Raw genomic sequence first — 22304 nt, forward strand, 5'->3', positions numbered from 1 at the left:
GATAGGAAGAGGACGCAGATGCCCGACGAGACACCGCCGCGGTGGGCGACGCCGCCCGCCGCGATCGCGGCGTTGTCGGCCGCCGGCATCGCCCTCGCCGTGACAGCCGCCGTCGCGGTTCCCGACGCGGCCGGTCGCGTGCTGGTGGGTTTCGCGGCGGTGCTCGTCCTCGTGACGGTCGCGCTCGCATTGCGGCAGCGGCCGCGCCTCGAGGTGCTACCGGACGGGGCAGGGATCGCGACGATGCGGCTGACGGGTCGTCGCGAGTTCCCGCGCGCGGCGTTGCACCGCGTGCGGATCGTCGAGTACCCGCGCTTCGGGCGGCGCGTGCCGATGCTCGAGGTCGACACGATCGACCCCGCGACCGGCACGGAGAACCTGATGATCTTCGGCCGGTGGGATCTGGGCACCGACCCGAGGAACGTGCACGCCGCGCTGGCGGTGCGCGATCTCGCGCCCGATCAGACGCCCAGCTGATCGCGTAGTCGCATCACCGCGAACACGATCGCGAGCAGCGTCACCACGACGACCGCGACCAGCGCGATCCAGCCGGTGCGCACGATGCGGTCCCGGTCGGTGCCGGCACCGAGATACTGCGGGGCGTAGAGCAGGGCGGCGGTCGCGGCGGCACCGGCGACGAGACCACCCAGGTGACCCCACAGGGAGATGCCCGGGATGGTGATGCTGATGATCACGTTGAGGCCGACGATGGTCAGCACGGGTGCCGGGCTGCGACGCAGGCGCAGCAGGATGACGGCCTGTGCGCCGAGCAGACCGAAGACCGCTCCCGACGCCCCGGCGGTGACCGCTCCGGTCTCCATGAACATGACCGCGGCGGACCCGCCGAGGATCGACACGAGGTAGACCGAGAGGTACCGGGCGCGACCGAGCACGAGTTCGGTGTCGCGGCCGATCACCCACAGGGCGAACATGTTGACGGCCAGGTGGAGCAGGCCGAAGTGCAGGAAGCCGCTGCCGAGGATCCGGATGTACTCGCCACCCGCGGCGATGATGGGCGGCCACAGCGCCCAGTCGAGGAACAGCGCCGAGCCCTGCTCGTTGGTCATCACGCTGCCCGACTGCGCGGCGGTGATGCCGAAGACGAGCACGTTCAGCGCGATGAGCACGTACGTCACGATCGGCGACGGCCGATCGGAACGGACGGGTGCGCCGGCGATAGTGCGGGCCTGCGGTGTCGACCGTTCGGCCGCGGCGACGCAGTCGACGCAGTGCTGTCCGACCGAGGCGGGACGCAGGCACTCGGGGCACGCGGGCCGGCCGCAGCGGGAGCAGGCGAGCAGGGTCGGGCGGTCGGGATGGCGAACGCACCGCGGCTGAGGCTGCGGGCCACCACCCTCGGCCGCGGAGCCCCAGCCGGGGTTCGTCATGGGAACTCTCTCAGGAGATGGTGATGCTGTTGATCACGACGTCGTCGACCGGGCGATCGGCGCGGTCGGTGGCGGTGGTCGCGATCGCGTCGACGACCTTCTTCGACTCGGCGTCGACGACCTCACCGAAGATGGTGTGGCGACGGTTGAGGTGCGGGGTCGGGCCGACGGTGATGAAGAACTGCGAGCCGTTGGTGCCCGGACCGGCGTTCGCCATCGCGAGCAGGTAGCCGCGGTCGAACTGCAGCTCGGGGTGGAACTCGTCGCCGAACTGGTAGCCCGGACCGCCACGGCCGGTGCCGGTGGGGTCGCCACCCTGGATCATGAAGCCGTCGATGACGCGGTGGAAGACCGCGCCGTCGTAGAACGGACCGCTGGTCTCGCCCTTGGCGTTCTGGGTCTTGTACTCCTTGGTGCCCTGAGCGAGGCCGACGAAGTTCTCGACCGTCTTCGGCGCGTGGTTGCCGAAGAGGGCAATCGCGATGTCGCCGCGGTTCGTGTGAAGCGTGGCCGTTGCTGTCTGATGCGGTGAAGTCACCCCACCATGGTGCCATTGCCCGCTTCCCGGGCAGGGCAGGCGGCGCGGGACACGCTCCTCCGGTCACGACCGCAGGTCCCGGGTGGTGTGGAAGAGTGGACGCATGAGCAAGCTGATTCATGCCGAGACCGACGACGTGTGGCTTCCGGCATTCGTGCGACGCCACGACGAATCCGGCAATCTCGCGGGTGCTCTCCGCGTGGCCGGCGAGGGTGCGGTAGCGCTCGCGCAGGGCTCGAGTGCGGCCGGACTGTTCGCAGCGCGCAAGGGCCTGGACGTCGCGGGCGGACTGCTCTCGGTGGCCCGGCGGGCCGCGGCCGAGCGGTGTACCGCGAAGTCGTCCTCGCGACCGGAGCGCACGGGCAGGCGGGTCGGTCTCGTCGTCGCCGGCGCGGTTGCCGTCGTGGCTGCAGGCGGGGTCGTGTTCTACCGGCGCCGCCGTCCGGCTCACCCTCCGATCGCTCCGGAACCGCCGCGCGTGCGACCCGCGGAGTCCGCCGCGACGACGACCGGCGAGGCCGCGTCGACGCCGGTCTCCCCCGAGTCCACCGACACCTCGGAGGCCTGATCGCCGGTCGCGGTGCCGAATTCTCGTTCCGCGGATCGGATCTCGTGGTCGACGATGCGGCACGCCGCGAAGTAGAGCGCGCCGAGGAAAGTGAGCAGGACGGGGACGAAGGCCAGGAATTCCATGGCCACCTCCGTTCCGATCCGCGATGGGGATCGGCGAGTGACGGGCGGGGCGCGTCGTCGGTGACGATTCGAGCGTAGGCGCGTCCGGCAGTACCGGCACGTCCCCGACGACCTCCGCAGTAGTGATCTCGTTCACATCCCGTCCGCTTCATGATCGACTTGGCCGAAGCTGTGATAAGCGACACATCCGGGTGCATACTCACCAGTAGGCACGCGACCCGGAGGCAGTCATGGCAGACAGCGCCGATGTCCGAACCCCACAGGTCACCGAGCGGCAGGCTCGCGAAGTAGCGGAGCAGGCCCGCGAATCCGAGTGGAACAAGCCGTCCTTCGCGAAGGAACTGTTCCTCGGACGGCTCACCCTCGACCTCGTCCACCCCTTCCCGCGACCGACACCCGACGAGGACTCCCGCACCGAGGAGTTCCTCGCACGCCTGCGCGCGGCGTGCAGTTCGATGGACGGCGGCCGCATCGAACGCGACGCGCGGATACCCGACGAATACGTCCGTGAACTGGCCGAACTCGGCTGCTTCGGCATGAAGATCCCGCAGGAGTACGGCGGCCTCGGCCTGTCGCAGGTCGCCTACAACCGGGCCCTGACGGTCGTCGCCTGCGTGCATCCCAGCATCGGCGCGCTGTTGTCGGCCCATCAGTCGATCGGCGTGCCGGAACCGCTGAAGCTCGCCGGCACCCCCGAGCAGAAGCAGCGCTTCCTGCCGCGATGCGCGCGCGGCGCCATCTCGGCTTTCCTGCTCACAGAACCCGATGTCGGGTCCGACCCCGCGCGACTCGCGTCCACCGCCACTCCCGTCGAGGACGGCAGCGCCTACGAACTCGAGGGCGTCAAGCTGTGGACGACCAACGGGGTGGTCGCCGAACTGCTCGTCGTCATGGCCCGCGTACCGAAGAGCGAGGGCCATCGCGGCGGGATCTCCGCCTTCGTCGTGGAAGCGGATTCGCCCGGCATCACCGTCGAACGCCGCAACTCCTTCATGGGCCTGCGCGGCATCGAGAACGGCGTGACCCGCCTGCACAAGGTGCGGGTTCCGAAGGAGAACCTGATCGGGCGGGAGGGCGACGGCCTGAAGATCGCGCTGACGACGCTCAACGCCGGTCGCCTCGCCATCCCCGCGATGTGTTCGGGTGCCGGCAAGTGGGCGCTGAAGATCGCACGCGAGTGGTCGTCGGAGCGGGTGCAGTGGGGCAAGCCGGTCGGTGAGCACGAAGCCGTCGCCGCGAAGATCTCGTTCATCGCCGCGACCACCTACGCACTCGAGTCCGTCGTGGAACTGTCGGGTCAGATGAACGACGAGCAGCGCAACGACATTCGCATCGAGGCGGCGCTGGCGAAGTTGTGGGCGAGCGAGATGGGATGTCTCATCGCCGACGAGTTGGTGCAGATCCGCGGCGGGCGCGGGTACGAGACCGCCGAGTCGCTCGCGGCGCGCGGCGAACGGGCCGTTCCCGCAGAGCAACTCGTCCGCGATCTGCGGATCAACCGGATCTTCGAGGGGTCGAGCGAGATCATGCGTCTGCTCGTCGCCCGCGAGGCGGTCGACGCACACCTGCGCGCGGCTGGCGAACTCGCCGACCCCGATTCGACCGGTAAGGAGAAGGCGCAGGCCGCGGTGCGGGCGAGCGGGTTCTACGCCCGGTGGCTCCCGAAGCTCGTTGCCGGCAAGGGGCAGCTACCGCGGACATACAACGAATTCGGTTCCCTGGCACCGCATCTGAGATATATCGAACGCAGTTCGCGTAAGCTCGCCCGCTCGACCTTCTACGGGATGGCGCGCTGGCAGGCCGGACTCGAGAAGCGGGAGAACTTCCTCGGCCGGATCGTCGACATCGGAGGCGAACTGTTCGCCGCAACCGCCGTGTGTGTGCGCGCCGAACGGCAACGCGTGGACGGGCATCCGGGAGCCGACGCGGCCTTCGAACTGGCCGACGCCTTCTGCAAGCAGTCGCGGTTGCGTGTGGAGAGGTTGTTCGACGCCCTGTGGACGAACACCGATGCCGAGGACCGTCGCACCGCGGCCGGCGTTCTCGAGGGCAGATACGAGTGGCTCGAGCGCGGCGTGCTCGATCCGAGCGAGGGCACCGGCCCGTGGATCTCCCGCTGGGAACCGGGTCCGTCGACCGAGACGAACGTCGCGCGCCGGATCATCGACACTCGTCACTCGGTGTAGTCCCTGCACGCGGATCCGGCCCGCACCCCGGAAGGGAATGCGGGCCGGATCGGCTGCGGATTCGATCGGAGCGTCAGAAGGCTCCGCAGTTCGACGGTGCGGGCTCACCGCGCAGTCGCGCTTCGATGTACGCGACGGACTCGGGCAGCCCGCCGATCATCGGCACCGCGTGGTTGATGATGAAGCCGGGCAGGATCGGCGGCGTCGTGTTGGGCAGGAACTGCACGGTCGCGCCCTTGTCGCACCAGTCCAGACCCAGCTGACGGCCCTGGCCGTAGGGGACGGTGTCGTCCTGCGTGCCGTGCTGGAGCAGGACGGGCACGGCCGGGGTGCGGTTGCCGATGCGCTGCTCCGCGAGGATCTTCTGGACCTGGGGCAGGCGGTCGAGCACGACATCGAGGGGCTCACCCGTGCGGGTGTAGTCACCGGTGCGCTGGAACGCGAAGTTCGCGACCGTCTCCGGGACGCACTGGTTCGCCACGGCAGCGAGCATTTCGCGGCCGCGATCGCTGACCTCGGCGTCGATCTCGTCGCGGATCTCCGGGTAGGCGTCGGCCAGGCCGTTGATCGTGTACCCGATGGCACCGGTGAGCAGTGTGCCGTCGATCTGCTTCAGCGTGGCCACCAGGTCGGCGGGCGGAGCACCCACATAGGCGCCGACGAGGTTCAGTTCGGGGGCGTACTCGGGTGCGAGCTCGGCCGCAGCGCCCGACGCGCCGCCGCCCTGCGAGTAGCCGAAGAGGCCGACCGGGCTGTTCTCGGTCACCGACGCGTTCTCGAGCTTCAGCGCCGCGCGCACCGAGTCGAGCACCGCGTGCGCCTCGGCGGCGCGGTTCACGTAGGTGTGGTGCCCCGGCGTACCGAGACCGTCGTAGTCGGTGACGACCACGGCGATGCCGCGCAGCAGCAGCGCGTTGATCGACAGCACCTCGTATTCGGTGAAGAAGTCGAGGGGTGGGTTGTAGTTCACGAGCGCCCCGAGATTGCGGGACGGTGCGCACTGGTCACCCTGACCGTGGGTGCCGATGGCCAGCGCGACGAGCGGCCGGTCGCCGGGACCGTTCCACGGCGTCGACGGCTCGATATAGGTTCCGCTCACCGCATTGGGCGCGCCCTTGGCGTCGTTGCTGCGGTACAGCAGTTTGGTGCCCTGACCGGGGAAGACGCCTTCGGCGACCGGCGCGCGCAGCGCCAGATCGGACGGTGCCGTGCGCAGGACGTCGCCGGGGGCACCCGTCGGCAGCGGTTCCGGCGGGAGATAGAAGTCCGTCTCGGCTCCCGCTGTCGTCGCGGTTCCGAGAAGCCCGCCCACGAGGACCGTCGACGTGACCGCCGCGGCCATCCACTTCCGAGCACGCCCCACCATGTTGTTCCTCCACCTGGATCCACGGAGCCGTGTGTCCCTCGTCACGGCGGTACGGACTGTAACACGTACTTACCGGAAAGTAAGGTCGGCACTTTCCTCCCTGTCTGCCACAATCGTTCTTCGCGCCCGAAGCGGTGCATTTGTCCGGCGCACCCGGAGCGAGTCGGGTCCTCGGCAGCAAGACGGACGAGCAGCCTCTCGAGGAAGGGAAGACATGGCAATCGGTGTCGGCCTCCGGATCGGGCGAGTCGTGTCCACGGCGGTCATCGCATCCAACGAACCCGGCACTCCCGACCCTGTCGTCCTCGCCCGCGACTCCGTCCTGCACGTCGACCACGACGGCAACACGTCGCTCGGCAGCGTGGCGCACGGAGACGAAGCGCGCACGATCGCGGGCTTCCTCACGCGGGTGGGCGATGCCTCGGGCATCACCGCGAGCGACGGTCGCATGTATCGCGCCGAGGACGCGATGGCCACCGCCATCCATTGCCTGCTGCGGGAGTGCCACCCACTGCCGACCTTCGGCGGTATGGACCGCGACAGCGACCCCGGCTACGCCGCGACCTACCCGTCGCACTGGGATCCGGACACCATCGCGACATTGCGCGCGGCCCTGGACTACGCGGATCTGCGACACGTCGACCTCGTGTCCGACGCGCAGGCGGCCGCCGCCTGGTACGCCTCCGAGATATCCGAGACCCCGGGCCAACTCGTGGGAGTCTTCCACCTCGACGACGGCGGATCGACCGTCACCCTCGTGCGCTCGGGTGTGCCCGCCGGCAAGGCCTATCGCACTCCCGCTCAGGGCGCTCCGTCCCCGGCGGCCCAACTCGCCACGGCCCTCGGATCGTTCGGCTGGATTCCGGACAATCTCGAGGCGGTCGTCGTCATGGGCGACGGTCTCGTCGCACGCGACCGCACCCACATCCAGGAGATCGCGAACAGCCTCGCCACGAAGCTCATGGTGCGCAGCCTCGTCGGACCGGGCCCGGAGCAGACGGCAGCGCTCGGCGCGGCGATCCTCGCGGCCGGATTCACCCCGGCACGCGAGACCAACAAGACCCGGATCGGGCTGCCGCCCTCCTACGACGAAACCGACGTTCTCACCGGTGGTCTCGCGCGACTGCGCGAACTCGAGCGGCGTGTCGAGGCCGAGAACTTCGTGGACGCGCGCGGCGCCGCGAAGGAGTCCGCGCCCGTTCCCGTGCTCACCCCCGACACCGAGGAGGAGAGCAGCGGCGGCAACACGAGAACGGTGGCCATCGGGGCCGTCGCCGTTCTCGTGTTGATCGCGCTCGTTGTGGGCGTGTTGCTCTGACTACTCCCCCGCTCGCTCCGCCGGGATGCGATCGGGAGTAGGCACCGCGGCAAGCGCGGCAGCGTCCTCGTCGCCGAAACGTTCCTCGAGTACCGCGGGAGTGAAATCGAGATCGATCTCCTCGAGCGGACGTCCGCGCGCGGATTCGATTGCGCCGAGCCGTCTCCGGGCGCGGTCCGCCGCGTAGGAGATGAACTCGTCGTTGTCGAGACCGTAGGGCTGTTCGTCGAACTGCTCGTTCTGCCACTGGATCATGCCGGTCGCGAGGGGAAGCAGTTCCTCCATCCGCTGCAGCACGACGTTCCAGTTCGAATCGTCCGCTGCCACATGCCGTCTACAGGTGAACGTGCCCCAGGCCATGTGCCGGCGCTCGTCGGAGCCGATGCGCCGGATGATCTCCTGCATGCCCGGCAGGATCCCGAACTTCGTGCACACCTTCTGCCACGCGTAGTAACCCGTCAGCGCGAGACTGCCCTCGATGACGTGGTTGTAGGTGACGCTCGCGCGGACCTGGTTGGCCGGCGACGGATCCCGATCGAGGACGCGGAGGCTGTGTGGCAGTTCCTCGTAGAACAGCTTCCGGTAGTAGGGATTCTCGGCGACGAAGGGATGCAGGTCGGATGTGAGTCCCACGGTGTCCATCCAGCGACGGAACACCTGGACGTGCTTGGCCTCCTCGTAGCAGAACTGCGTCAGGTACATCTCGTCACCCAGCCGCCCTTCCGCCTCCATCGCGCGGAGGAACGGGAGGATGTCCTGCGTGACGGCCTCCTCGCCGGCGACGAACAACGCGACCAGATAGGTCGAACTGCGGCGCTGCTCGGAGTTGAGCGAGGACCAGTCGTCGGCGTCGTGGGAGAAGTCGATGTCCATCGGGTCCCAATGTGCTGCGTTGCCCTTCGCGAACAGACGCAGCGGGAAGGCGTCCCAGTTCAGACCGCCTTCCCGCAGCGACGCGAAGCCTTGACGTATCTGTGTAATCTCGGTCACACAATCGAGGCTAGACCTCGATTCCGGATCCGTCGCGGACTTGTCTCAGACACCCAGCAGGACGTCGCCGGGATACCCGTCGGGACCGAATCCCGGCGGGAGGAGGAAGACGGCCGACCCGATCGGGGTGATCCACGGATTCAGAGCGTCGTGCTCGGCGAGGCGCTGCTGCACCGGGACGAACTGACGCTCCACGTCCACCTGGTAGGCGGCGAACAGCAGTCCGACACCGTCCTGGTCGTCGTAGTTGTACCCCCGTCGCAGGAACTGCTCGTCGCCGGTGCGGGGACGCGCCCGTGCGACATGCGATTCGGGTGGGATCACCGGGATGCCGAACCGGTCGGTCGCCTCGAAGTCGGCGTCGTCGTGTTCCTCCGAACCCGTCAGCGGAGCACCGTTCGACAGTCGTCGGCCGACCGCGAGCTCGCGAGCCGGACGGTCCAGCTCGTCCCACGTGTCGAGTTCCATGCGGATCCGACGCAGCACGAGCGAGGTGCCGCCGGCCATCCACGGCGGGTCGCCCGGATTCCACACCTGCCGGTCGAAGTCCGGGCTGTGTGGGACGGGATTGACGGTGCCGTCGACCTGCCCCATGAGGTTGCGCATCGTCGTCCCGTCGGGCCGCGTGCCGGCCGCACGCCGGAATCCGCGCTGGATCCAGCGGACCGTCGCCAGCGATCGCACGCTCCTGGTGAGTGTGCGCACAGCGTGCGAGACGGTCACCGGGTCGTCGGCGCAGACCTGCAACAGCAGGTCGCCTCCGGACCATCGTTCCTCGAGTCGGTCGATCGGGAAGTCCGGCAGCGGCTTCAGCCACGCCGGTCGCAGATCGGTCAGGCCCGCGGCGTCGAAGACCGCGGGACCGTAGCCGACCGTGACCGTCAGCCGGGCCGGGTCGACGGCGAGTTCGGGTTCGGTGTCGCCCAGCGCGGGAGTGCCGGTGGTGAGGCGCCGGGCGTCCTCGGCCCACACCCGCATGATCCCGACGAGCCCGTCGCGATCGACACCGTCGGCGAGGTCCAGTGCCACGAACGACGCGAACGACTGCGCGGGGGTGTCGACACCGGCCTGATGGGTGCCGTGGATCTCCACGGTCCGCGCGCCGATCGGCTCGGGGATGCGGGACGCGACCGCCGTCCCGCCCCCGACCGCGCCGAGTCCCGCGGCACCCAGTGCGGCGACACCACCACCGAGCAGAGCGCGTCGGGTGAACCTAGCCATCGTGCGCCGCTCCGTGGGCCGGCACGTATTCCTCCTGCGCTCCGGCGAAGTCGCGGACCTGGGCGGTGAACTCCTCGGTGGAACCGTCCGCGAACTCGAGCGTGAAGCTCACCGTGCTGCCGGGCCTCAGAGGTTCGGCGAGGTCCATGAGCATGAGGTGATCGCCGCCGGGAGCGAGGGTGTGGGTGGTTCCGGCAGGGACGACGAGCCCGTCGCCCATCTCCTGCATGACCATCGGGGTGCCCTCCGCGGACACCATCTCGTGCAGTTCGGTGGAGGCGGACGAGGGGCTGGACGCGCCCACGATGTGCGCGTCGTCGCTTCCGGTGTTCTCGATCTCGGCGAAGGCGCCGGTCATCCCGGTGTCGGAGGCCTTCACCCAGGCATCGGTGACGACGACGGCATCTGCCGAGGTCGTGGCGGTCCCGGATCCGCAAGCGGTCGCGAACAGTGTGGTGGCGACGGCGATGCTCGCGGTGCAGAGCAGGGTCTTCTTCATGATTCTCCGTGGATCGGTGGCGGCATACGGGCACGCCGAACGAACGGTCGTCGGAGACGACCGGATGAGGGATCTGACGGAGAACTGCGGGTGGCCCGCGACTTCCCACCCCGCCGACGAGCAGGACCCCCGGGCCCACGCGGGGCCGGTGGGCGATGCGGGTGGGTTCCGCTACGGCCACGGGCGGTGCGCGGAACAGCTCGGGGAAGATCCGGTGCAAGGCCGCGAGTGCCACCTCGCAGCCCTTCTCGGCGCCGCGCAGGAGCAGCGCCGCCACGGCGACCGCGGCGGCGTGGGCGACGAGCATCCCGACCGTCGGGGTGTGCAGATGGCCGTCGTGCAATCCGAGCACGAGGTGCCCTGTCACCTGAGCGAGGACGAGGAGCAGCGGCACCGGAAGGCGGGTCTCCGCAGCGAGCAGACCGGAGGCGACAGCCGAACCGGCGAGGAGCACCAGCACGTCCTGATGCGGCACGGCACCGCCCGCGACTGCGTGCGCGGCGATGCTCAGGGTGACCGAGATTCCGCACACGAAGACCGCGCGCATGCGCCTCACGGTTTCCACGTCGACGGCCATGAGGTCAGAATACTTCTCTCACCTGCGATTACTACCTGATGTAGTAACCGTCACGTAAAGATGCCGACAGCATGTCGGTAAGATATCGACGTGCCGTCGAGAAGATCGGGGGTACCTGTCCGGTCCAGCCCACGAAGGACTCCACATGTTTCTTGCCATGCGCGAACTATGGTTCGCGCGTACTCGCTTCCTGTTGATGGGCGCGGTCGTCGCGCTCATCTCGATCCTCATGGTCATCCTGTCCGGCCTGTCGTCCGGTCTCGTCGTCGACGGTGTCTCCGCCCTGCAGCGCACACCGGTCCAGGCGTTCGCCTTCGCCGAGGGGACCAAGACCGACTCCGCGTTCTCCCGATCCGTGGTCACGGAGGACCAGGCGGACGCCTGGCGTGCCCGCCCGGACGTCGCCCGGGCCGAACTGTTCGGCAACACCATCGTCAACGCGAAGACCGACGGTGGAACCCCCGTCGACCTCACCCTTTTCGGCATCCGGCCGGGCTCGTTCCTCGAACCCTCGGTCGCCGAGGGGACACCGATCGGCGGTGACACCGACGTCGTCCTCAGCGACAGCGCCCGAGTCACCGGCGTCGAACTCGGCGACACCATCGTCGTCGACCGTCTCGGTACCCGGCTGAACGTCGTCGGGTTCACCTCCGACAAGCGCACCTTCGGACACGTCGACGTCGCCTACCTGCCCCTGAACACCTGGCAGGAGATCCACGCCGGTGTCCGGCTCGGTGAGCAGGTCCCCCCGAGCGCATACACCGAAGCCAGCGTGGTCGCGATCGAGGGTGTCGACGGAGCGCTGCCCGACCTCGCCGCCGGCGACGCAGAGGCCGGTACGGCCGCGAAGACCCTCGAGGAATCGTTCGACGCCTCCCCCGGCTACAGCGCCGAGATGATGACGATGTCGATGATCATCGCGTTCCTCTACGCGATCTCCGCCCTCGTCGTCGGAGCGTTCTTCACGATCTGGACGGTGCAGCGCAGCCGTGAGATCGCCGTGCTCCGCGCGATGGGCGCCTCCACCGGCTTCCTCCTGCGCGACTCGCTCCTGCAGGCCGTGATCGTGCTCGTCGGCTCCGTGGCCGTCGGCGTACTCATCGGCCTCGGTCTCGGATCGGGCCTCGAAGGCAGCGGCATGCCGTTCGTCCTCGAGACCGGGCCGATCGTGCAGGGCGCCGTCCTGCTCGTCGTCCTCGGCCTCGTCGGCGCCGCCCTCGCCGTGGCCCGCATCGTCCGCGTCGACCCGCTCGCAGCACTGGGAGAGAACCGATGACCGTCACCACCACCACGGGTCTGAGCCTGGCCGACGTCTGCCTGTCCTTCGGCGACGGTGACAGCACGGTCCACGCCCTCGACCACGTCGACCTGGACGTCGCCCCGGGTGAACTCGTCGCGATCGTCGGCCCGTCCGGCGCCGGCAAGTCGAGCCTGCTGGCGGTCGCGGGCGGCCTGAGCCGACCCACCTCCGGGACCGTGAAGGTCGACGGGATCGACCTGACCGAGCTCGACCGGAAGGCCACCACGAAGCTGCGGCGCGAACGCATCGGTTTCGTGTTCCAGTCCGGCAATCTTCTCCCCGCTCTCACGGCCCGGGATCAACTGCTCCTCGTCGAGAAGATCACCGGACGGCCCGGGCGGAACCCCGCCGAACTGCTCGCCTCGGTGGGCATGGAGCACCGCGCCGACCGTCGTCCGGGGCAGCTCTCGGGCGGTGAGCGTCAGCGGGTCGGCATCGCACGTGCTCTGATGGCCGAACCGTCGCTTCTGCTCGTCGACGAACCCACCGCGGCGCTCGATCGCAAACGCAGCCACGAGGTCGTCGAACTGCTGGCACGGGAAACCCACACCAGTGGGGTGGCTACGATCATGGTCACCCACGACCACGAAGTCCTGCGGCACTGCGACCGCGTGCTGGAGATGGTCGACGGAAGACTTCGACCACACGACTGAGTGATCGACAGCTGAACGAGGAGGGCCGGCGGTGCCGAAGATTTCCGCAGCGACGGTCGCGGAGCATCGCGCCGCGCAGCGCCGTGCCCTCCTCGACGCAGCGCTCGAACTCCTCGCCGAGACGCCGGAACAGGCACCTTCCCTCGGCGACGTCGCCCGTCGTGCCGGTCTGGCACGGTCGAGCGTCTACAACTACTTCGATTCTCGCGACGACCTGCTGCGCGCAGTCGTCGTCGACCTGTTCCCCCGCTGGAACAAGCGCGTGGTCGAGGCGATGGACGAGGTGTCCGATCCCACCGAGCGGGTGCTGACGTACATCGACGTCAATCTGCAGCTCGTCGCGGAGGGAGAACACGCGATCGTCGGTGCTCTCGCCACCTTCACACCCCAGGCGTTCAGTGACGAGAGTATGCACGCGATGCACCAGGATCTGGTCCTCCCCCTCGTCGAGGCGCTGCGCGCCCGGGGAGTCGCGGATCCCGAACTCGACGCCGAACTCGTCACCGCCCTCGTGCACAAGGGCACGGAACTGATCGAATCCGGCCGCAAGCTCGACGAGGTGCGCGCCTCGATCCGCAGGGTCCTCACCACCGCGCTCTCCTGATGTTTCACGTGAAACGCACCGCCGATTCAGGACCGTTCACGATCATCTCGGGATGACAAGCTCCCGGAGTGGGTCACCACCGTCGACGAACAGGCGCGCGTCCGGCCATGTCGCCGCCGCGATCCGCCTCAGAGCGACCCTGCCGACTTCGGGATGCCGACCGTCGAGTGCACCGACCCTGATCGCGAAGACGAGGTCGAACGGCTCTTCGTCCTCCTCCACGACGAAGTCCTCGATGGCAACGCAACGCGCACTCAGCCGCCCCGACGCGATGAGGTCGCCGGACGAGGCGATCAGTTGGTCGATCGCCGCGTGGGAACGGTCGACGGCGAGGATGTGCCCGGTGGTCAGCCGTTCGGCGACGGCCCGTGCTGCGGCGCCGGGACCGCACCCGATCTCCAGCACCCGCAGGTGCGGCTCCAGCGGCAGCGCGGCGACGATTCCGGCGAGTCGCGGAGAGAGGCGGGAGGTCACGCTTCGAGTGTGGAATGTGGGCACACGGGTCGGGGCACAAATCTCACGGAAGACCGCGATATGTCGCGATACCGTGCAATGTGCCCACAATCGCCGGCCGACGTCGCTCCCAGCCACCACCACCTCACGTGGTCTACGAAGCGATCATCGATCCGGACCGCGACCCGACCCGTCCGTGGCTACTCCTGCGCGACGGCGAGCAGCGACCCGCGGTCATCGACGCCGTCGAACCGAACCTGGTGGTGTGGAGCTCGCTGTGGCCGTGGCGGCCCGACGCCCGGATTCGTTTCGACCTCACCGGCGGGCGAAGCGGCACGACTCTGCATTGGACGTTGATCGTCGACGATCCGGTGCCGGACGACGAAACCACCGTCCGCATGCGGAAGCGGATCAACGAGTTGATCAACGCCAATCTGCGCTTCACATTCGGGCAGTAGTAACACCGCGGCCCGCGACGGATGTGGGCAAAAGTGGGCAGAACGAGAAGAGGGCGCCTTCCGAAATTCCGGAAAACGCCCTCTACCTCGATATTTCTTGTGGAGCCTAGGAGATTCGAACTCCTGACATCTGCCTTGCAAAGGCAGCGCTCTACCAACTGAGCTAAGGCCCCGTCCGCCGCGTCAGCGACTGGGAACCGCGTGCCATTCGTCTTCGCTCCGAAGCATGCGAGCGATTCCGAGAACGATCAGAATCCCGGTTCCCACGAGTGCGAGAACCTTCATTCCGATCACCCTTCCGGCACGGGAGTGGGCCTAGGAGGACTTGAACCTCCGACCTCTTCGTTATCAGCGAAGCGCTCTAACCGCCTGAGCTATAGGCCCTCGAACCGAGATGGAACACTACCCCACCGGGGCCCCCGGAAACAAATCGCCTCGGCGGGGCAGTGTTCCTGCAGGTCAATCCGGGTCTGCGAGGGTGGCCTGGACGCCGCCCACGAGATCGGTGCAGAGGTTGTAGATGAACGCACCGAGGGTCGCGAGAGCCGTCAGCAACACCGTGTTGGCGATGCCGATGATCGTCGCGTAGCCGAACACCTGACCGGCCGAGACGAGCGCACCGCTACCGGCGTCGGAGACGATGTCGGTGAACGCACTGTTGAGGCGTTCCCACACCCCCATGCCGGCCAGCACGCCGTAGAGCAGGCCGACTGCAATCATCCACACGAAGAACAACGACACCGAGATCACCGACGAGATCTTCAGCATCGACCAGGGGTCGATACGGCGGATCTGCACGGTGGCCCGCAGCGGTCCGGTGGCGGGGATCGCCGTGGGAACCGCAGTGGTCGAAGGAGCGCTCACCTGCGGGGTCTCCCCCGTGCTCGGCGAACCGGCCGACGGATGCTTCACCGCGGACAGATCCGGCAGGTCCTTGGCGAGATCCTTCCGTTCGATGTGCCGCGTCGGGCCGTCGATGACCGCCGACTTCGCCTTCGCTGCAGCAGCCCGATCGCCCGCACCGCGCGCGGCATCTGCACCACCGGCCGGGCGAGCCCCTCCGGCAGCCTTGGGAGCCGCTGTGCCCGTCACGACGGGACGCGTCGACGGCGCCGGGCCTCCGGCCGCGGAACCCTTGGCCGAGGCCGCAGCGGGACGCTGAGGCGCGCCGGCCTGCTTGGACAGACCGGGACCCACACCCGGAACGTTCGTCTGCGGAGCGTTCTGCGGAGCGCCCGATTGCGTCTGCGCCGACGCCGTGCCCCGCTGCCAGGGAGGGGTCGGGCCGCCGGAGCGGGGCATCTGCGTGGTGCGCTGCTGACCCGTGGCCGACTGATCGGCCGCAGTCGACCCGTTCTTGCCGTCCGCCGAGGCACCACCGGACTTCTGGGAGCCGCCCTGAACAGGCGTGTCCTGCGCTGCTTTCGCCGTCGGCTCGGCGGCCTTCTGCCCTGCTGCGGGCGGCTGGTCGGCCGCACCCTGCGCGGGTGCCGGGTCCGCCGGTGCCCCAGGAGCCTGCGAAGGCCGGGCCGGTGACGCCTGCGACGGCCGGTTCTCCGGCGCCGGTTTCTGCTCCGAGGCCGGGCCCTGCTGCGTGCCCTTGTTCTCGGGTTTCACCTCGTTCTCTGTACGGTCCTCCGGCTTCCGACCGGGTTGCCCGCGATCGGCCCCGTTCGGTCCCTGGGGAGTGCTCACTTACGACTCCTTAGCTCCGGCTGCGTCGGCTTCGTCCGGCTCGTCGGCGTTGCGCGCGATCGCGAGCAATGTATCGCCATCGGCCAGGTTCATGAGCCGCACGCCCTTGGTCTGACGGCCTGCCTTGCGCACCTGCTTCGCCGCAGTGCGGATGACACCGCCGCTCGAGGTGATGGCGTACAACTCGTCGTCGTCCTCGACGATGCGCGCTCCGACCAGGTTCCCACGCTTGCGGTCGTACTGGATGGTCAGAACACCCTTACCGCCGCGGCCCTGGACCGGGTAGTCCTCCATCGGGGTGCGCTTGGCGTAACCACCCGAGGTCGCGACCAGCAGGTAGGTGCCCTCCTTGACGACGTTGAGCGAGAGCAGCTTGTCCTCACCGTTGAACCGCATGCCCTGCACGCCGGAGGTCGCGCGGCCCATGGGACGCAGCGCCTCGTCGGTGGCCGAGAAGCGGATCGACTGACCCTGCTGCGAGACGAGCAGCAGATCGTCGTCGGCGGAGCACAGCACCGCGCCGACGAGCTCGTCGTCGCCGCGCAGGTTGATCGCGACGATGCCGCCCGAACGGTTGGAGTCGAAGTCCGACAGACGGGACTTCTTGACCAGGCCGTTGCGGGTCGCGAGCACCAGGTACGGCGCATCCTCGTAGGTCTTGAGGCGGATGACGCCCTGGATGCGCTCGTCGGGCTGGAAGGCCAGCAGGTTCGCGACGTGCTGACCACGCGCCGTGCGGTTCGCCTCGGGCAGCTCGTACGCCTTTGCGCGGTAGACGCGGCCCTTGGTGGTGAAGAACAACAGCCAGTCGTGCGTGGACGTCACGAAGAAGTGCTTGACGATGTCGTCCTGCTTGAGCTCGGCACCCTTGACGCCCTTGCCGCCGCGCTTCTGCGAGCGGTACAGGTCGGTGCGCGTGCGCTTGGCGTAGCCGGTCTCGGTGATGGTGACGACGACGTCCTCGCGTGCGATGAGGTCCTCGTCGTTGACATCGCCGTCGGCCGCGACGAGCCGCGTGCGACGCTCGTCGCCGTACTTGTCGACGATCTCCTTCAGCTCGTCGCGGACGATGGCACGCTGCCGCTCGGGGCGGGCCAGGATGTCCTTGTAGTCCTCGATCTCGCGCTCGATCTCGGCGAGGTCGTCGACGATCTTCTGACGCTCGAGGGCGGCGAGGCGACGCAGCTGCATCGCCAGGATGGCGTCGGCCTGGATCTCGTCGACCGTGAGCAGCTCGATCAGGCCGGCACGCGCGATGTCGACGGTCTGCGACGCGCGGATGAGCGCGATGACCTCGTCGAGCGCGTCGAGGGCCTTGACCAGGCCGCGCAGGATGTGGGCGCGTTCCTCGGCCTTGCGCAGCAGGTACCGCGTACGCCGGACGATGACCTCGATCTGGTGGTTGACGTACAACCGGATCATCTGGTCGAGGCGCAGCGTGCGCGGCACCCCGTCGACGATCGACAGCATGTTGCAGCCGAAGCTCGTCTGCAGCTGCGTGTGCTTGTAGAGGTTGTTGAGAACCACCTTGGCCACCGCGTCGCGGCGGACGGTGACGACGATGCGCATGCCGACGCGGTCGGACGACTCGTCGTGGATGTCGGAGATGCCCGCGATCTTGCCGTCGCGGACCTGCTCGGCGATCGACGTGATGAGGTTGTCCGGGTTGACCATGTAGGGCAGCTCGGTGATGACGATGCTGGTGCGACCCTTGGAGTCCTCTTCGATCTCCACGACGCCGCGCATCTTCACCGATCCGCGACCGGTCGTGTAGGCATCGTGGATGCCCTGCGAACCGGTGATCAGGCCGGCGGTCGGGAAGTCCGGTCCCTTGATCCGCTCCATCACGGCGGCGAGGGTGGTCTCCTCGTCGGCCTCGAAGTTCTCGAGCGCCCAGTAGATGGCCTCCGCCACCTCGCCGAGATTGTGCGGCGGGATGTTGGTGGCCATACCGACCGCGATACCGCCCGAACCGTTGATCAACAGGTTGGGGATACGGCTGGGGAGAACCGTCGGCTCCTGCGTGCGGCCGTCGTAGTTCGGCTGGAAATCGACCGTCTCGTGGTCGATCTCCCGCAGCATCTCCATCGCGAGCGGCGTGAGCCGGCACTCGGTGTACCGCATGGCGGCGGCGCCGTCGTTGCCGCGGGAACCGAAGTTGCCCTGGCCGTCGACGAGCGGATAGCGCATCGACCACGGCTGTGCCAGACGCACGAGCGTGTCGTAGATCGACGCGTCGCCGTGCGGGTGGTAGTTGCCCATGGTCTCGGCAACCGCGCGCGCCGACTTCACGTACCCGCGGTCGGGACGGAAGCCGTTGTCGAACATCGCGTAGAGCACGCGACGGTGCACCGGTTTGAGACCGTCACGCACGTCGGGCAGAGCACGGCCCACGATCACGCTCATCGCGTAATCGATGTAGCTGCTCTGCATCTCCTGCTGGATGTCGACGGGCTCGATGCGGTCGTGCCCCGGCCCCTCCGGAGGCAACGTGGTGTCGGTCATGAGCTCCTTCTTCTACTCGGCTCGCACGCCCGGCTCCGGCCTTCGGCCCGACGGACGTCTCGCAACCACACGAGTCTATAGGTGCAGGTCAGACAATGCCGAGAAGGACAGGCACTTCACATGCCGAGATCCGTCCGGAACCGAGCTCTCACATGTGGGATCCGGTGACCGGGTCGCGGTCCACCTGCCGTTCCACCTCCGACGCCCACTGCTCGAGCCGGGCGTCGCGCACGGCGTCCTCCGGGTCGGAGGCGAGCAGCAGCGCGGTGATCGGCACGGCCAGGACGATGATGCCGAGCACGAACGCCGGGAACAGCAGCGACATCACGGTCATGCCTTCCGGCGCGGCCATGCTCGGATCGAGGGTGACCCGCACGCCGGCCATGCCGGTGTAGTGCAGTGCCACGACCGCGCATCCCATGACGAACGCCGCGACGACGCGGATCTCGAGACGCCGCGCGCGGCGGGCCAGTGCGAGAGCGGCCGTGGAGGCGACGACGCCGATGATCACCGATGCGATCACGTACCCCGTCTCGTGTGAGATCGTGCCCCGGATGCGGATGGCGAACATGCCGCTGTAGTGCATCATGCTCACCGCGGCGCCCATCAGCAGACCACCGATGAGCAACCGCACCGATTCGGGTACACGGTGCTTGCTGACGTCGTGCACGTCGGCGATCCGCAGACCCACGAGAGTCGCGACGACGGCGAGCACGACGGAGAAGACCGTCGGTGCCAGTTCGTATCGGATGGTCGTACCCGGCACGGAGAAGCCCATCATGCCGATGAAGTGCATGAGCCAGATGCCCACGCCGCCGATGGACAACGACGCCATGAGGAGCCACCAGTTGCCGCTGCGCCGCGGCTCTTCGAGCGACCGCCGGACGCAGGACAATCCGACGAAGGAGCCCATCACGGCGGTGGCGTAGGAGAGGAAGAATACCCACATCCCCATGGAGAAATGGTGTACGTCGTGCGACACGTGAGGTCCTCACAGCGGCGCGCTGTCACCACCGCGCTCGGAGGGCGCGCGCCACGACCTACCCGATGCGAGCTGCACCCCGACTGTCCAGCAGCGTAAGAGACCTTATCGCACTGTGGGCGTTCACATCACATCACCGTTTCACATGTCGCCCATGAGGACGGGAGACCGTCTCGGGGCCGTCCCCACCGAGCCAGGTCGCCACTTCCCGCTCCTGCTCGAGGTCCTGAGTGCTCGCCGATGCCATCAGAGCCACGACCGGCACCGCGAGCAGCGCGACACCGATGATGAAGCCCGGGAACAACAGGGTCATGATGGTCATCCCCTCCGGATTCGGAGCGGACGGATCGACGGTCACCGCGATCCCGGCCATGCCCGTGTAGTGCAGTGCCACCACGGCACATCCCATGACGGCGGCGGCCGGGATCCGCACGGCCGGCCGTTCCGCGACCCTCGACAACCACAGCGCGACGATCGACGCGACGACACCGATCGCCACGGACGCCGCGACGTACGACCGCCCCTGCTCGAGTTCGCCCTGGATCCGTACCGCGGCCATGCCGCTGTAATGCATGCCTGCGACGGCGAAGCCCATGATGACGCCACCGATGAGGAGCCGGACATCCGACGGCAACGCGCGGATCCACTGCACGTCGGTGTCGAGGATCCGCAGTCCGAACAGGGTGGCCGTCACGGCGAGCGCGACCGACAGCAGCGTCAGCCCGAGGTCGTAACGGATGGCGGAACCGGGTACGTCGAAACCCATCATCCCGATGAAGTGCATCAACCAGATTCCGACGCCCCCGATGGACAGGGCTGCCATGAGTGTCCATCGGGTCCGGGCGACCGGCGTCCATGCGTTCGCAGCCTTGCGCGCACAGGACAGACCGGCATAGCACCCGACCGCGGACGTGATGTAGGCGAGGGCGAAAAGCCAACCGCCCATAGAGAAATGGTGAACCTCGTGCGACATGTTGCCCCCCAGGAAGCGGCACGCACGGCGCATCGGTCCGTGTCGTGCCGAGTAGACCGACAGCGACCCCCGACGCTGCGCAGAAGGTTACTCCACTTCCGGGATTTCAACCAGATATGTTGACTTACAACATGTTCGGACGATATTCAGAAGATCCGACCGTCGACGGGTTCTGCCGGGCCGTCCGCCGCCCACCGCTCGGATTCCTCTTCCAGTTCCGCCGCAAGACGATCCGGCGCCTGGAGCACCAGGACGATCGGAACGGCCAACAGCAGCAGGCCGACGACGAAGAGCGGGAAGAGAATCGAGAAGACCTCGATCCCACCGGAGACCACCACGGCGGGGTCGATCTCCACACGGACCGACGCGGCGGCGAGGAAGTGCACCGCGATCACGGCGGCGCCGGCCAACGCGCTGCTCAGCAGGCGCTTGGGCCACGTGTCCGCGGTCTTCACCTGGGCCAGGAAGCCCACGGCCGTCGCGATCGCCAGCCCCACCGCTGCGGCGACCCAGAGCGGATCGAAGGTCAGCGATCCCTGGATCCGCACCGCTGCGAGGACCGAGAACGGCACGCCCGCGAGGCCGGCGCCCAGCACGAGAGCACCCGTGACCGTCCGGACGAGGGTGGCGGGAGCGTTGTTCGGGATCGCGACGAGCAGCGCCACGTACACCGACACCAGCGCGACGAGCATCGAGAACACGATGGTGACGGTGTCGAACCGCACCACGCTGTCCTCGACGTTGAAGCCCGCCATCGGCAGGAACATGGCGAGCCAGACACCCACGCCGCCGCTCACCAGAGCCGCGAGAATCATCCAGTACGAACGCAATCGGTCACTGGAGGTGGTGCGGACCCGTCGAGCACCGGTGACCCCGACGAACACCCCGATCGCCGAGGTCAGATAGGCGAGGACCGTGACCCACGAGCCCATCGTGAAGAGTTCGAGGCCCTCCCCCATTACTGAGTCACCGGCTGGTGCAGCTTCCGCAGGGCGTATTCGGTGACGGTGACCAGAGCCTGCTTCGCCGACTCACGTGCTCGCGCGTCGATCGACACGATCGGCACGTCAGCCGAGATCGCCATCGCCTGACGGATGTCCTCGAGCGGGTACCGGGGAGCATCGTCGAATTCGTTGATGGCGACGATGAACGGGAGATTGCGCGCCTCGAAGAAGTCGACGGCGGCGAAGCTCTCGTCCAGGCGACGCGTATCGATCAGCACGATCGCACCGATGGCGCCGCGGATCAGGTCGTCCCACATGAACCAGAAGCGGTGCTGTCCGGGCGTGCCGAACAGGTAGAGGACGAGGTCGTCGGCCAGACTGATACGACCGAAGTCCATGGCGACCGTGGTGGTCGCCTTCTGCGGTGTCGCAGAGAGGTTGTCGACGCCGTCGCTGGCGTTCGTCACGAGCGCCTCGGTACGAAGCGGCACGATTTCCGACACCGCCCCGACCAGAGTCGTCTTACCGACGCCGAAGCCTCCGGCGATCACGATCTTGGTCGAGGTCACGCGCTTCGTGGCGTTAGAGTTCGCGAAGTCCACTGAGGACCCTTTCAATCAGCTCACGACGCTCCGCGTCGCTCGAATCGTCTTTCAGCGTGGCCAGGATCTGTACGTGTCCGGCTTCGACGAGATCGGCGACGAGCACGCGTGCCACGCCGATCGGCACCCCTACGCGCGCGGCGATCTCCGCGACGGAGGGTGATTCCTTGCACAGCTCCAGGATCGTGGCGTTGATGTTGTCCAGATCCCGGGACCGATCGTCGGTTCCCGGAATGGCCTGGATGAGCGCCTCCAACGCCAGTTCGACCGCAGGACTCGTACGTCCCGAAGTCAGGGAGTAGGGCCGGACCAGACTGGGCTGGTCCGGCACCGACTCCGGCTTCCGCGATTCCATGGCC

Annotated in this window: 23 protein-coding genes and 2 tRNA genes; 9 read left to right on the forward strand and 16 right to left on the reverse strand. The window is 68.0% G+C overall.

The window, feature by feature from the left end; translation table 11 throughout:
- Positions 1 to 18 precede the first annotated feature (18 nt).
- Positions 19 to 477, forward strand: coding sequence for a PH domain-containing protein (locus B9C99_RS02765; protein ID WP_016691097.1), 459 nt, complete (start codon positions 19 to 21; stop codon positions 475 to 477).
- Here B9C99_RS02765 and B9C99_RS02770 read toward each other — a convergent pair.
- Positions 462 to 1388 (reverse strand): rhomboid family intramembrane serine protease, encoded by a 927-nt coding sequence (locus tag B9C99_RS02770; protein ID WP_016691096.1) that lies wholly within the window; start codon positions 1386 to 1388, stop codon positions 462 to 464. The two genes, B9C99_RS02765 and B9C99_RS02770, sit on opposite strands and share 16 nt — an antisense overlap.
- A gap of 10 nt (positions 1389 to 1398) precedes the next feature.
- A complete protein-coding gene (locus B9C99_RS02775) occupies positions 1399 to 1926 on the reverse strand; it encodes a peptidylprolyl isomerase (RefSeq protein ID WP_016691095.1) in 528 nt (175 codons plus the stop codon).
- A 103-nt stretch (positions 1927 to 2029) separates the two neighbouring features.
- Here B9C99_RS02775 and B9C99_RS02780 point away from each other — a divergent pair, with 103 nt between their 5' ends.
- On the forward strand, positions 2030 to 2494 hold the full coding sequence (locus B9C99_RS02780; RefSeq protein WP_088896977.1) for a hypothetical protein: 465 nt from the start codon (positions 2030 to 2032) through the stop codon (positions 2492 to 2494).
- Positions 2495 to 2849: 355 nt separating this feature from the next.
- Positions 2850 to 4805 (forward strand): acyl-CoA dehydrogenase family protein, encoded by a 1956-nt coding sequence (locus B9C99_RS02785; RefSeq protein WP_088896892.1) that lies wholly within the window; start codon positions 2850 to 2852, stop codon positions 4803 to 4805.
- A gap of 73 nt (positions 4806 to 4878) precedes the next feature.
- Here the strand turns inward: B9C99_RS02785 and B9C99_RS02790 are convergent, their stop codons facing one another.
- Positions 4879 to 6171, reverse strand: coding sequence for a lipase family protein (locus B9C99_RS02790; protein ID WP_026060925.1), 1293 nt, complete (start codon positions 6169 to 6171; stop codon positions 4879 to 4881).
- A 214-nt stretch (positions 6172 to 6385) separates the two neighbouring features.
- On the opposite strand from B9C99_RS02790, the gene B9C99_RS02795 reads away from it, so the two are divergent.
- Positions 6386 to 7489 (forward strand): hypothetical protein, encoded by a 1104-nt coding sequence (locus B9C99_RS02795; RefSeq protein WP_026060924.1) that lies wholly within the window; start codon positions 6386 to 6388, stop codon positions 7487 to 7489.
- On the opposite strand, the gene B9C99_RS02800 is transcribed toward B9C99_RS02795, so the two are convergent.
- Genes B9C99_RS02800 through B9C99_RS02810 form a run of 3 tightly spaced genes read right to left on the reverse strand, consistent with a single transcriptional unit; the run spans position 7490 to position 10199 of the window.
- On the reverse strand, positions 7490 to 8479 hold the full coding sequence (locus B9C99_RS02800) for a R2-like ligand-binding oxidase (protein ID WP_088896893.1): 990 nt from the start codon (positions 8477 to 8479) through the stop codon (positions 7490 to 7492).
- 45 nt (positions 8480 to 8524) lie between these two features.
- A complete protein-coding gene (locus tag B9C99_RS02805) occupies positions 8525 to 9700 on the reverse strand; it encodes a Dyp-type peroxidase (protein WP_016691089.1) in 1176 nt (391 codons plus the stop codon).
- On the reverse strand, positions 9693 to 10199 hold the full coding sequence (locus B9C99_RS02810) for a copper chaperone PCu(A)C (protein WP_088896894.1): 507 nt from the start codon (positions 10197 to 10199) through the stop codon (positions 9693 to 9695). The genes B9C99_RS02805 and B9C99_RS02810 overlap by 8 nt, the downstream gene beginning before the upstream one ends.
- Between B9C99_RS02810 and B9C99_RS25800 the strand changes: the two genes are divergently transcribed.
- From B9C99_RS25800 to B9C99_RS02830, 4 genes are all read left to right on the forward strand, one after another.
- Positions 10198 to 10815 carry a hypothetical protein gene (locus B9C99_RS25800; protein ID WP_157788841.1) on the forward strand — a complete coding sequence of 206 codons (618 nt, stop codon included), beginning with the start codon at positions 10198 to 10200 and terminating at the stop codon, positions 10813 to 10815. The genes B9C99_RS02810 and B9C99_RS25800 overlap by 2 nt on opposite strands.
- 106 nt (positions 10816 to 10921) lie before the next feature.
- Complete coding sequence (locus tag B9C99_RS02820) at positions 10922 to 12052, forward strand: ABC transporter permease (protein ID WP_026060923.1); 1131 nt, start codon at positions 10922 to 10924, stop codon at positions 12050 to 12052.
- The gene (locus tag B9C99_RS02825; protein ID WP_016691085.1) at positions 12049 to 12729 is read left to right on the forward strand and encodes an ABC transporter ATP-binding protein; all 681 of its coding nucleotides are present in this window, start codon (positions 12049 to 12051) and stop codon (positions 12727 to 12729) included. Before B9C99_RS02820 ends, B9C99_RS02825 begins: the two co-directional genes overlap by 4 nt.
- A 31-nt stretch (positions 12730 to 12760) precedes the next feature.
- Positions 12761 to 13333 (forward strand): TetR/AcrR family transcriptional regulator, encoded by a 573-nt coding sequence (locus B9C99_RS02830; protein WP_016691084.1) that lies wholly within the window; start codon positions 12761 to 12763, stop codon positions 13331 to 13333.
- A gap of 42 nt (positions 13334 to 13375) precedes the next feature.
- Here the strand turns inward: B9C99_RS02830 and B9C99_RS02835 are convergent, their stop codons facing one another.
- On the reverse strand, positions 13376 to 13807 hold the full coding sequence (locus B9C99_RS02835) for a trans-aconitate 2-methyltransferase (RefSeq protein WP_088896895.1): 432 nt from the start codon (positions 13805 to 13807) through the stop codon (positions 13376 to 13378).
- A gap of 80 nt (positions 13808 to 13887) precedes the next feature.
- Here B9C99_RS02835 and B9C99_RS02840 point away from each other — a divergent pair, with 80 nt between their 5' ends.
- Positions 13888 to 14244 carry a hypothetical protein gene (locus B9C99_RS02840; protein ID WP_172414847.1) on the forward strand — a complete coding sequence of 119 codons (357 nt, stop codon included), beginning with the start codon at positions 13888 to 13890 and terminating at the stop codon, positions 14242 to 14244.
- Between the two features lie 100 nt (positions 14245 to 14344).
- Here B9C99_RS02840 and B9C99_RS02845 read toward each other — a convergent pair.
- The 9 genes from B9C99_RS02845 to B9C99_RS02885 all read right to left on the reverse strand — a co-directional run bounded on the left by B9C99_RS02845 (position 14345) and on the right by B9C99_RS02885 (position 22300).
- Positions 14345 to 14417: transfer RNA gene (locus tag B9C99_RS02845), tRNA-Ala, on the reverse strand.
- A gap of 137 nt (positions 14418 to 14554) precedes the next feature.
- Positions 14555 to 14628, reverse strand: a tRNA-Ile gene (locus B9C99_RS02850).
- Positions 14629 to 14703: 75 nt separating this feature from the next.
- Complete coding sequence (locus B9C99_RS02855) at positions 14704 to 15939, reverse strand: DUF3566 domain-containing protein (RefSeq protein WP_088896897.1); 1236 nt, start codon at positions 15937 to 15939, stop codon at positions 14704 to 14706.
- Positions 15940 to 18444, reverse strand: a complete 2505-nt coding sequence (gene gyrA / locus B9C99_RS02860; protein WP_088896898.1) for a DNA gyrase subunit A — start codon at positions 18442 to 18444, stop codon at positions 15940 to 15942. It abuts the gene before it with no gap.
- 148 nt (positions 18445 to 18592) lie between these two features.
- Positions 18593 to 19426: an MHYT domain-containing protein gene (locus tag B9C99_RS02865; RefSeq protein ID WP_026060922.1), complete on the reverse strand. Its 834-nt coding sequence runs from the start codon at positions 19424 to 19426 to the stop codon at positions 18593 to 18595.
- Between the two features lie 133 nt (positions 19427 to 19559).
- Positions 19560 to 20372, reverse strand: coding sequence for an MHYT domain-containing protein (locus B9C99_RS02870; RefSeq protein ID WP_232622077.1), 813 nt, complete (start codon positions 20370 to 20372; stop codon positions 19560 to 19562).
- A 173-nt stretch (positions 20373 to 20545) separates the two neighbouring features.
- Entirely contained in the window at positions 20546 to 21358 is an 813-nt protein-coding gene (locus B9C99_RS26250; RefSeq protein WP_016691077.1) for an MHYT domain-containing protein, read from the reverse strand.
- A complete protein-coding gene (locus B9C99_RS02880; protein ID WP_016691076.1) occupies positions 21358 to 21912 on the reverse strand; it encodes an ATP/GTP-binding protein in 555 nt (184 codons plus the stop codon). The genes B9C99_RS26250 and B9C99_RS02880 overlap by 1 nt, the downstream gene beginning before the upstream one ends.
- A 13-nt stretch (positions 21913 to 21925) precedes the next feature.
- Positions 21926 to 22300, reverse strand: coding sequence for a DUF742 domain-containing protein (locus B9C99_RS02885; protein WP_006550918.1), 375 nt, complete (start codon positions 22298 to 22300; stop codon positions 21926 to 21928).
- Positions 22301 to 22304 lie beyond the last annotated feature (4 nt).

Source organism: Rhodococcus sp. BUPNP1 (assembly GCF_002215235.1).
Lineage (GTDB): Bacteria > Actinomycetota > Actinomycetes > Mycobacteriales > Mycobacteriaceae > Rhodococcus.

What these genes read in the sequence shown, in the direction of transcription:
- B9C99_RS02780 (WP_088896977.1), top strand. Translation starts at nt 2,030, where the DNA reads ATGAGCAAGCTGATTCATGCCGAGACCGACGACGTGTGGCTTCCGGCA.
- gyrA (WP_088896898.1), bottom strand. Translation starts at nt 18,444, where the DNA reads ATGACCGACACCACGTTGCCTCCGGAGGGGCCGGGGCACGACCGCATC.
- B9C99_RS02870 (WP_232622077.1), bottom strand. Translation starts at nt 20,372, where the DNA reads ATGGGCGGTTGGCTTTTCGCCCTCGCCTACATCACGTCCGCGGTCGGG.
- B9C99_RS25800 (WP_157788841.1), top strand. Translation starts at nt 10,198, where the DNA reads ATGATTCTCCGTGGATCGGTGGCGGCATACGGGCACGCCGAACGAACG.
- B9C99_RS02785 (WP_088896892.1), top strand. Translation starts at nt 2,850, where the DNA reads ATGGCAGACAGCGCCGATGTCCGAACCCCACAGGTCACCGAGCGGCAG.
- B9C99_RS02770 (WP_016691096.1), bottom strand. Translation starts at nt 1,388, where the DNA reads ATGACGAACCCCGGCTGGGGCTCCGCGGCCGAGGGTGGTGGCCCGCAG.
- B9C99_RS02805 (WP_016691089.1), bottom strand. Translation starts at nt 9,700, where the DNA reads ATGGCTAGGTTCACCCGACGCGCTCTGCTCGGTGGTGGTGTCGCCGCA.
- B9C99_RS02825 (WP_016691085.1), top strand. Translation starts at nt 12,049, where the DNA reads ATGACCGTCACCACCACCACGGGTCTGAGCCTGGCCGACGTCTGCCTG.
- B9C99_RS02820 (WP_026060923.1), top strand. Translation starts at nt 10,922, where the DNA reads ATGTTTCTTGCCATGCGCGAACTATGGTTCGCGCGTACTCGCTTCCTG.
- B9C99_RS02765 (WP_016691097.1), top strand. Translation starts at nt 19, where the DNA reads ATGCCCGACGAGACACCGCCGCGGTGGGCGACGCCGCCCGCCGCGATC.
- B9C99_RS26250 (WP_016691077.1), bottom strand. Translation starts at nt 21,358, where the DNA reads ATGGGGGAGGGCCTCGAACTCTTCACGATGGGCTCGTGGGTCACGGTC.
- B9C99_RS02810 (WP_088896894.1), bottom strand. Translation starts at nt 10,199, where the DNA reads ATGAAGAAGACCCTGCTCTGCACCGCGAGCATCGCCGTCGCCACCACA.
- B9C99_RS02885 (WP_006550918.1), bottom strand. Translation starts at nt 22,300, where the DNA reads ATGGAATCGCGGAAGCCGGAGTCGGTGCCGGACCAGCCCAGTCTGGTC.
- B9C99_RS02790 (WP_026060925.1), bottom strand. Translation starts at nt 6,171, where the DNA reads ATGGTGGGGCGTGCTCGGAAGTGGATGGCCGCGGCGGTCACGTCGACG.
- B9C99_RS02795 (WP_026060924.1), top strand. Translation starts at nt 6,386, where the DNA reads ATGGCAATCGGTGTCGGCCTCCGGATCGGGCGAGTCGTGTCCACGGCG.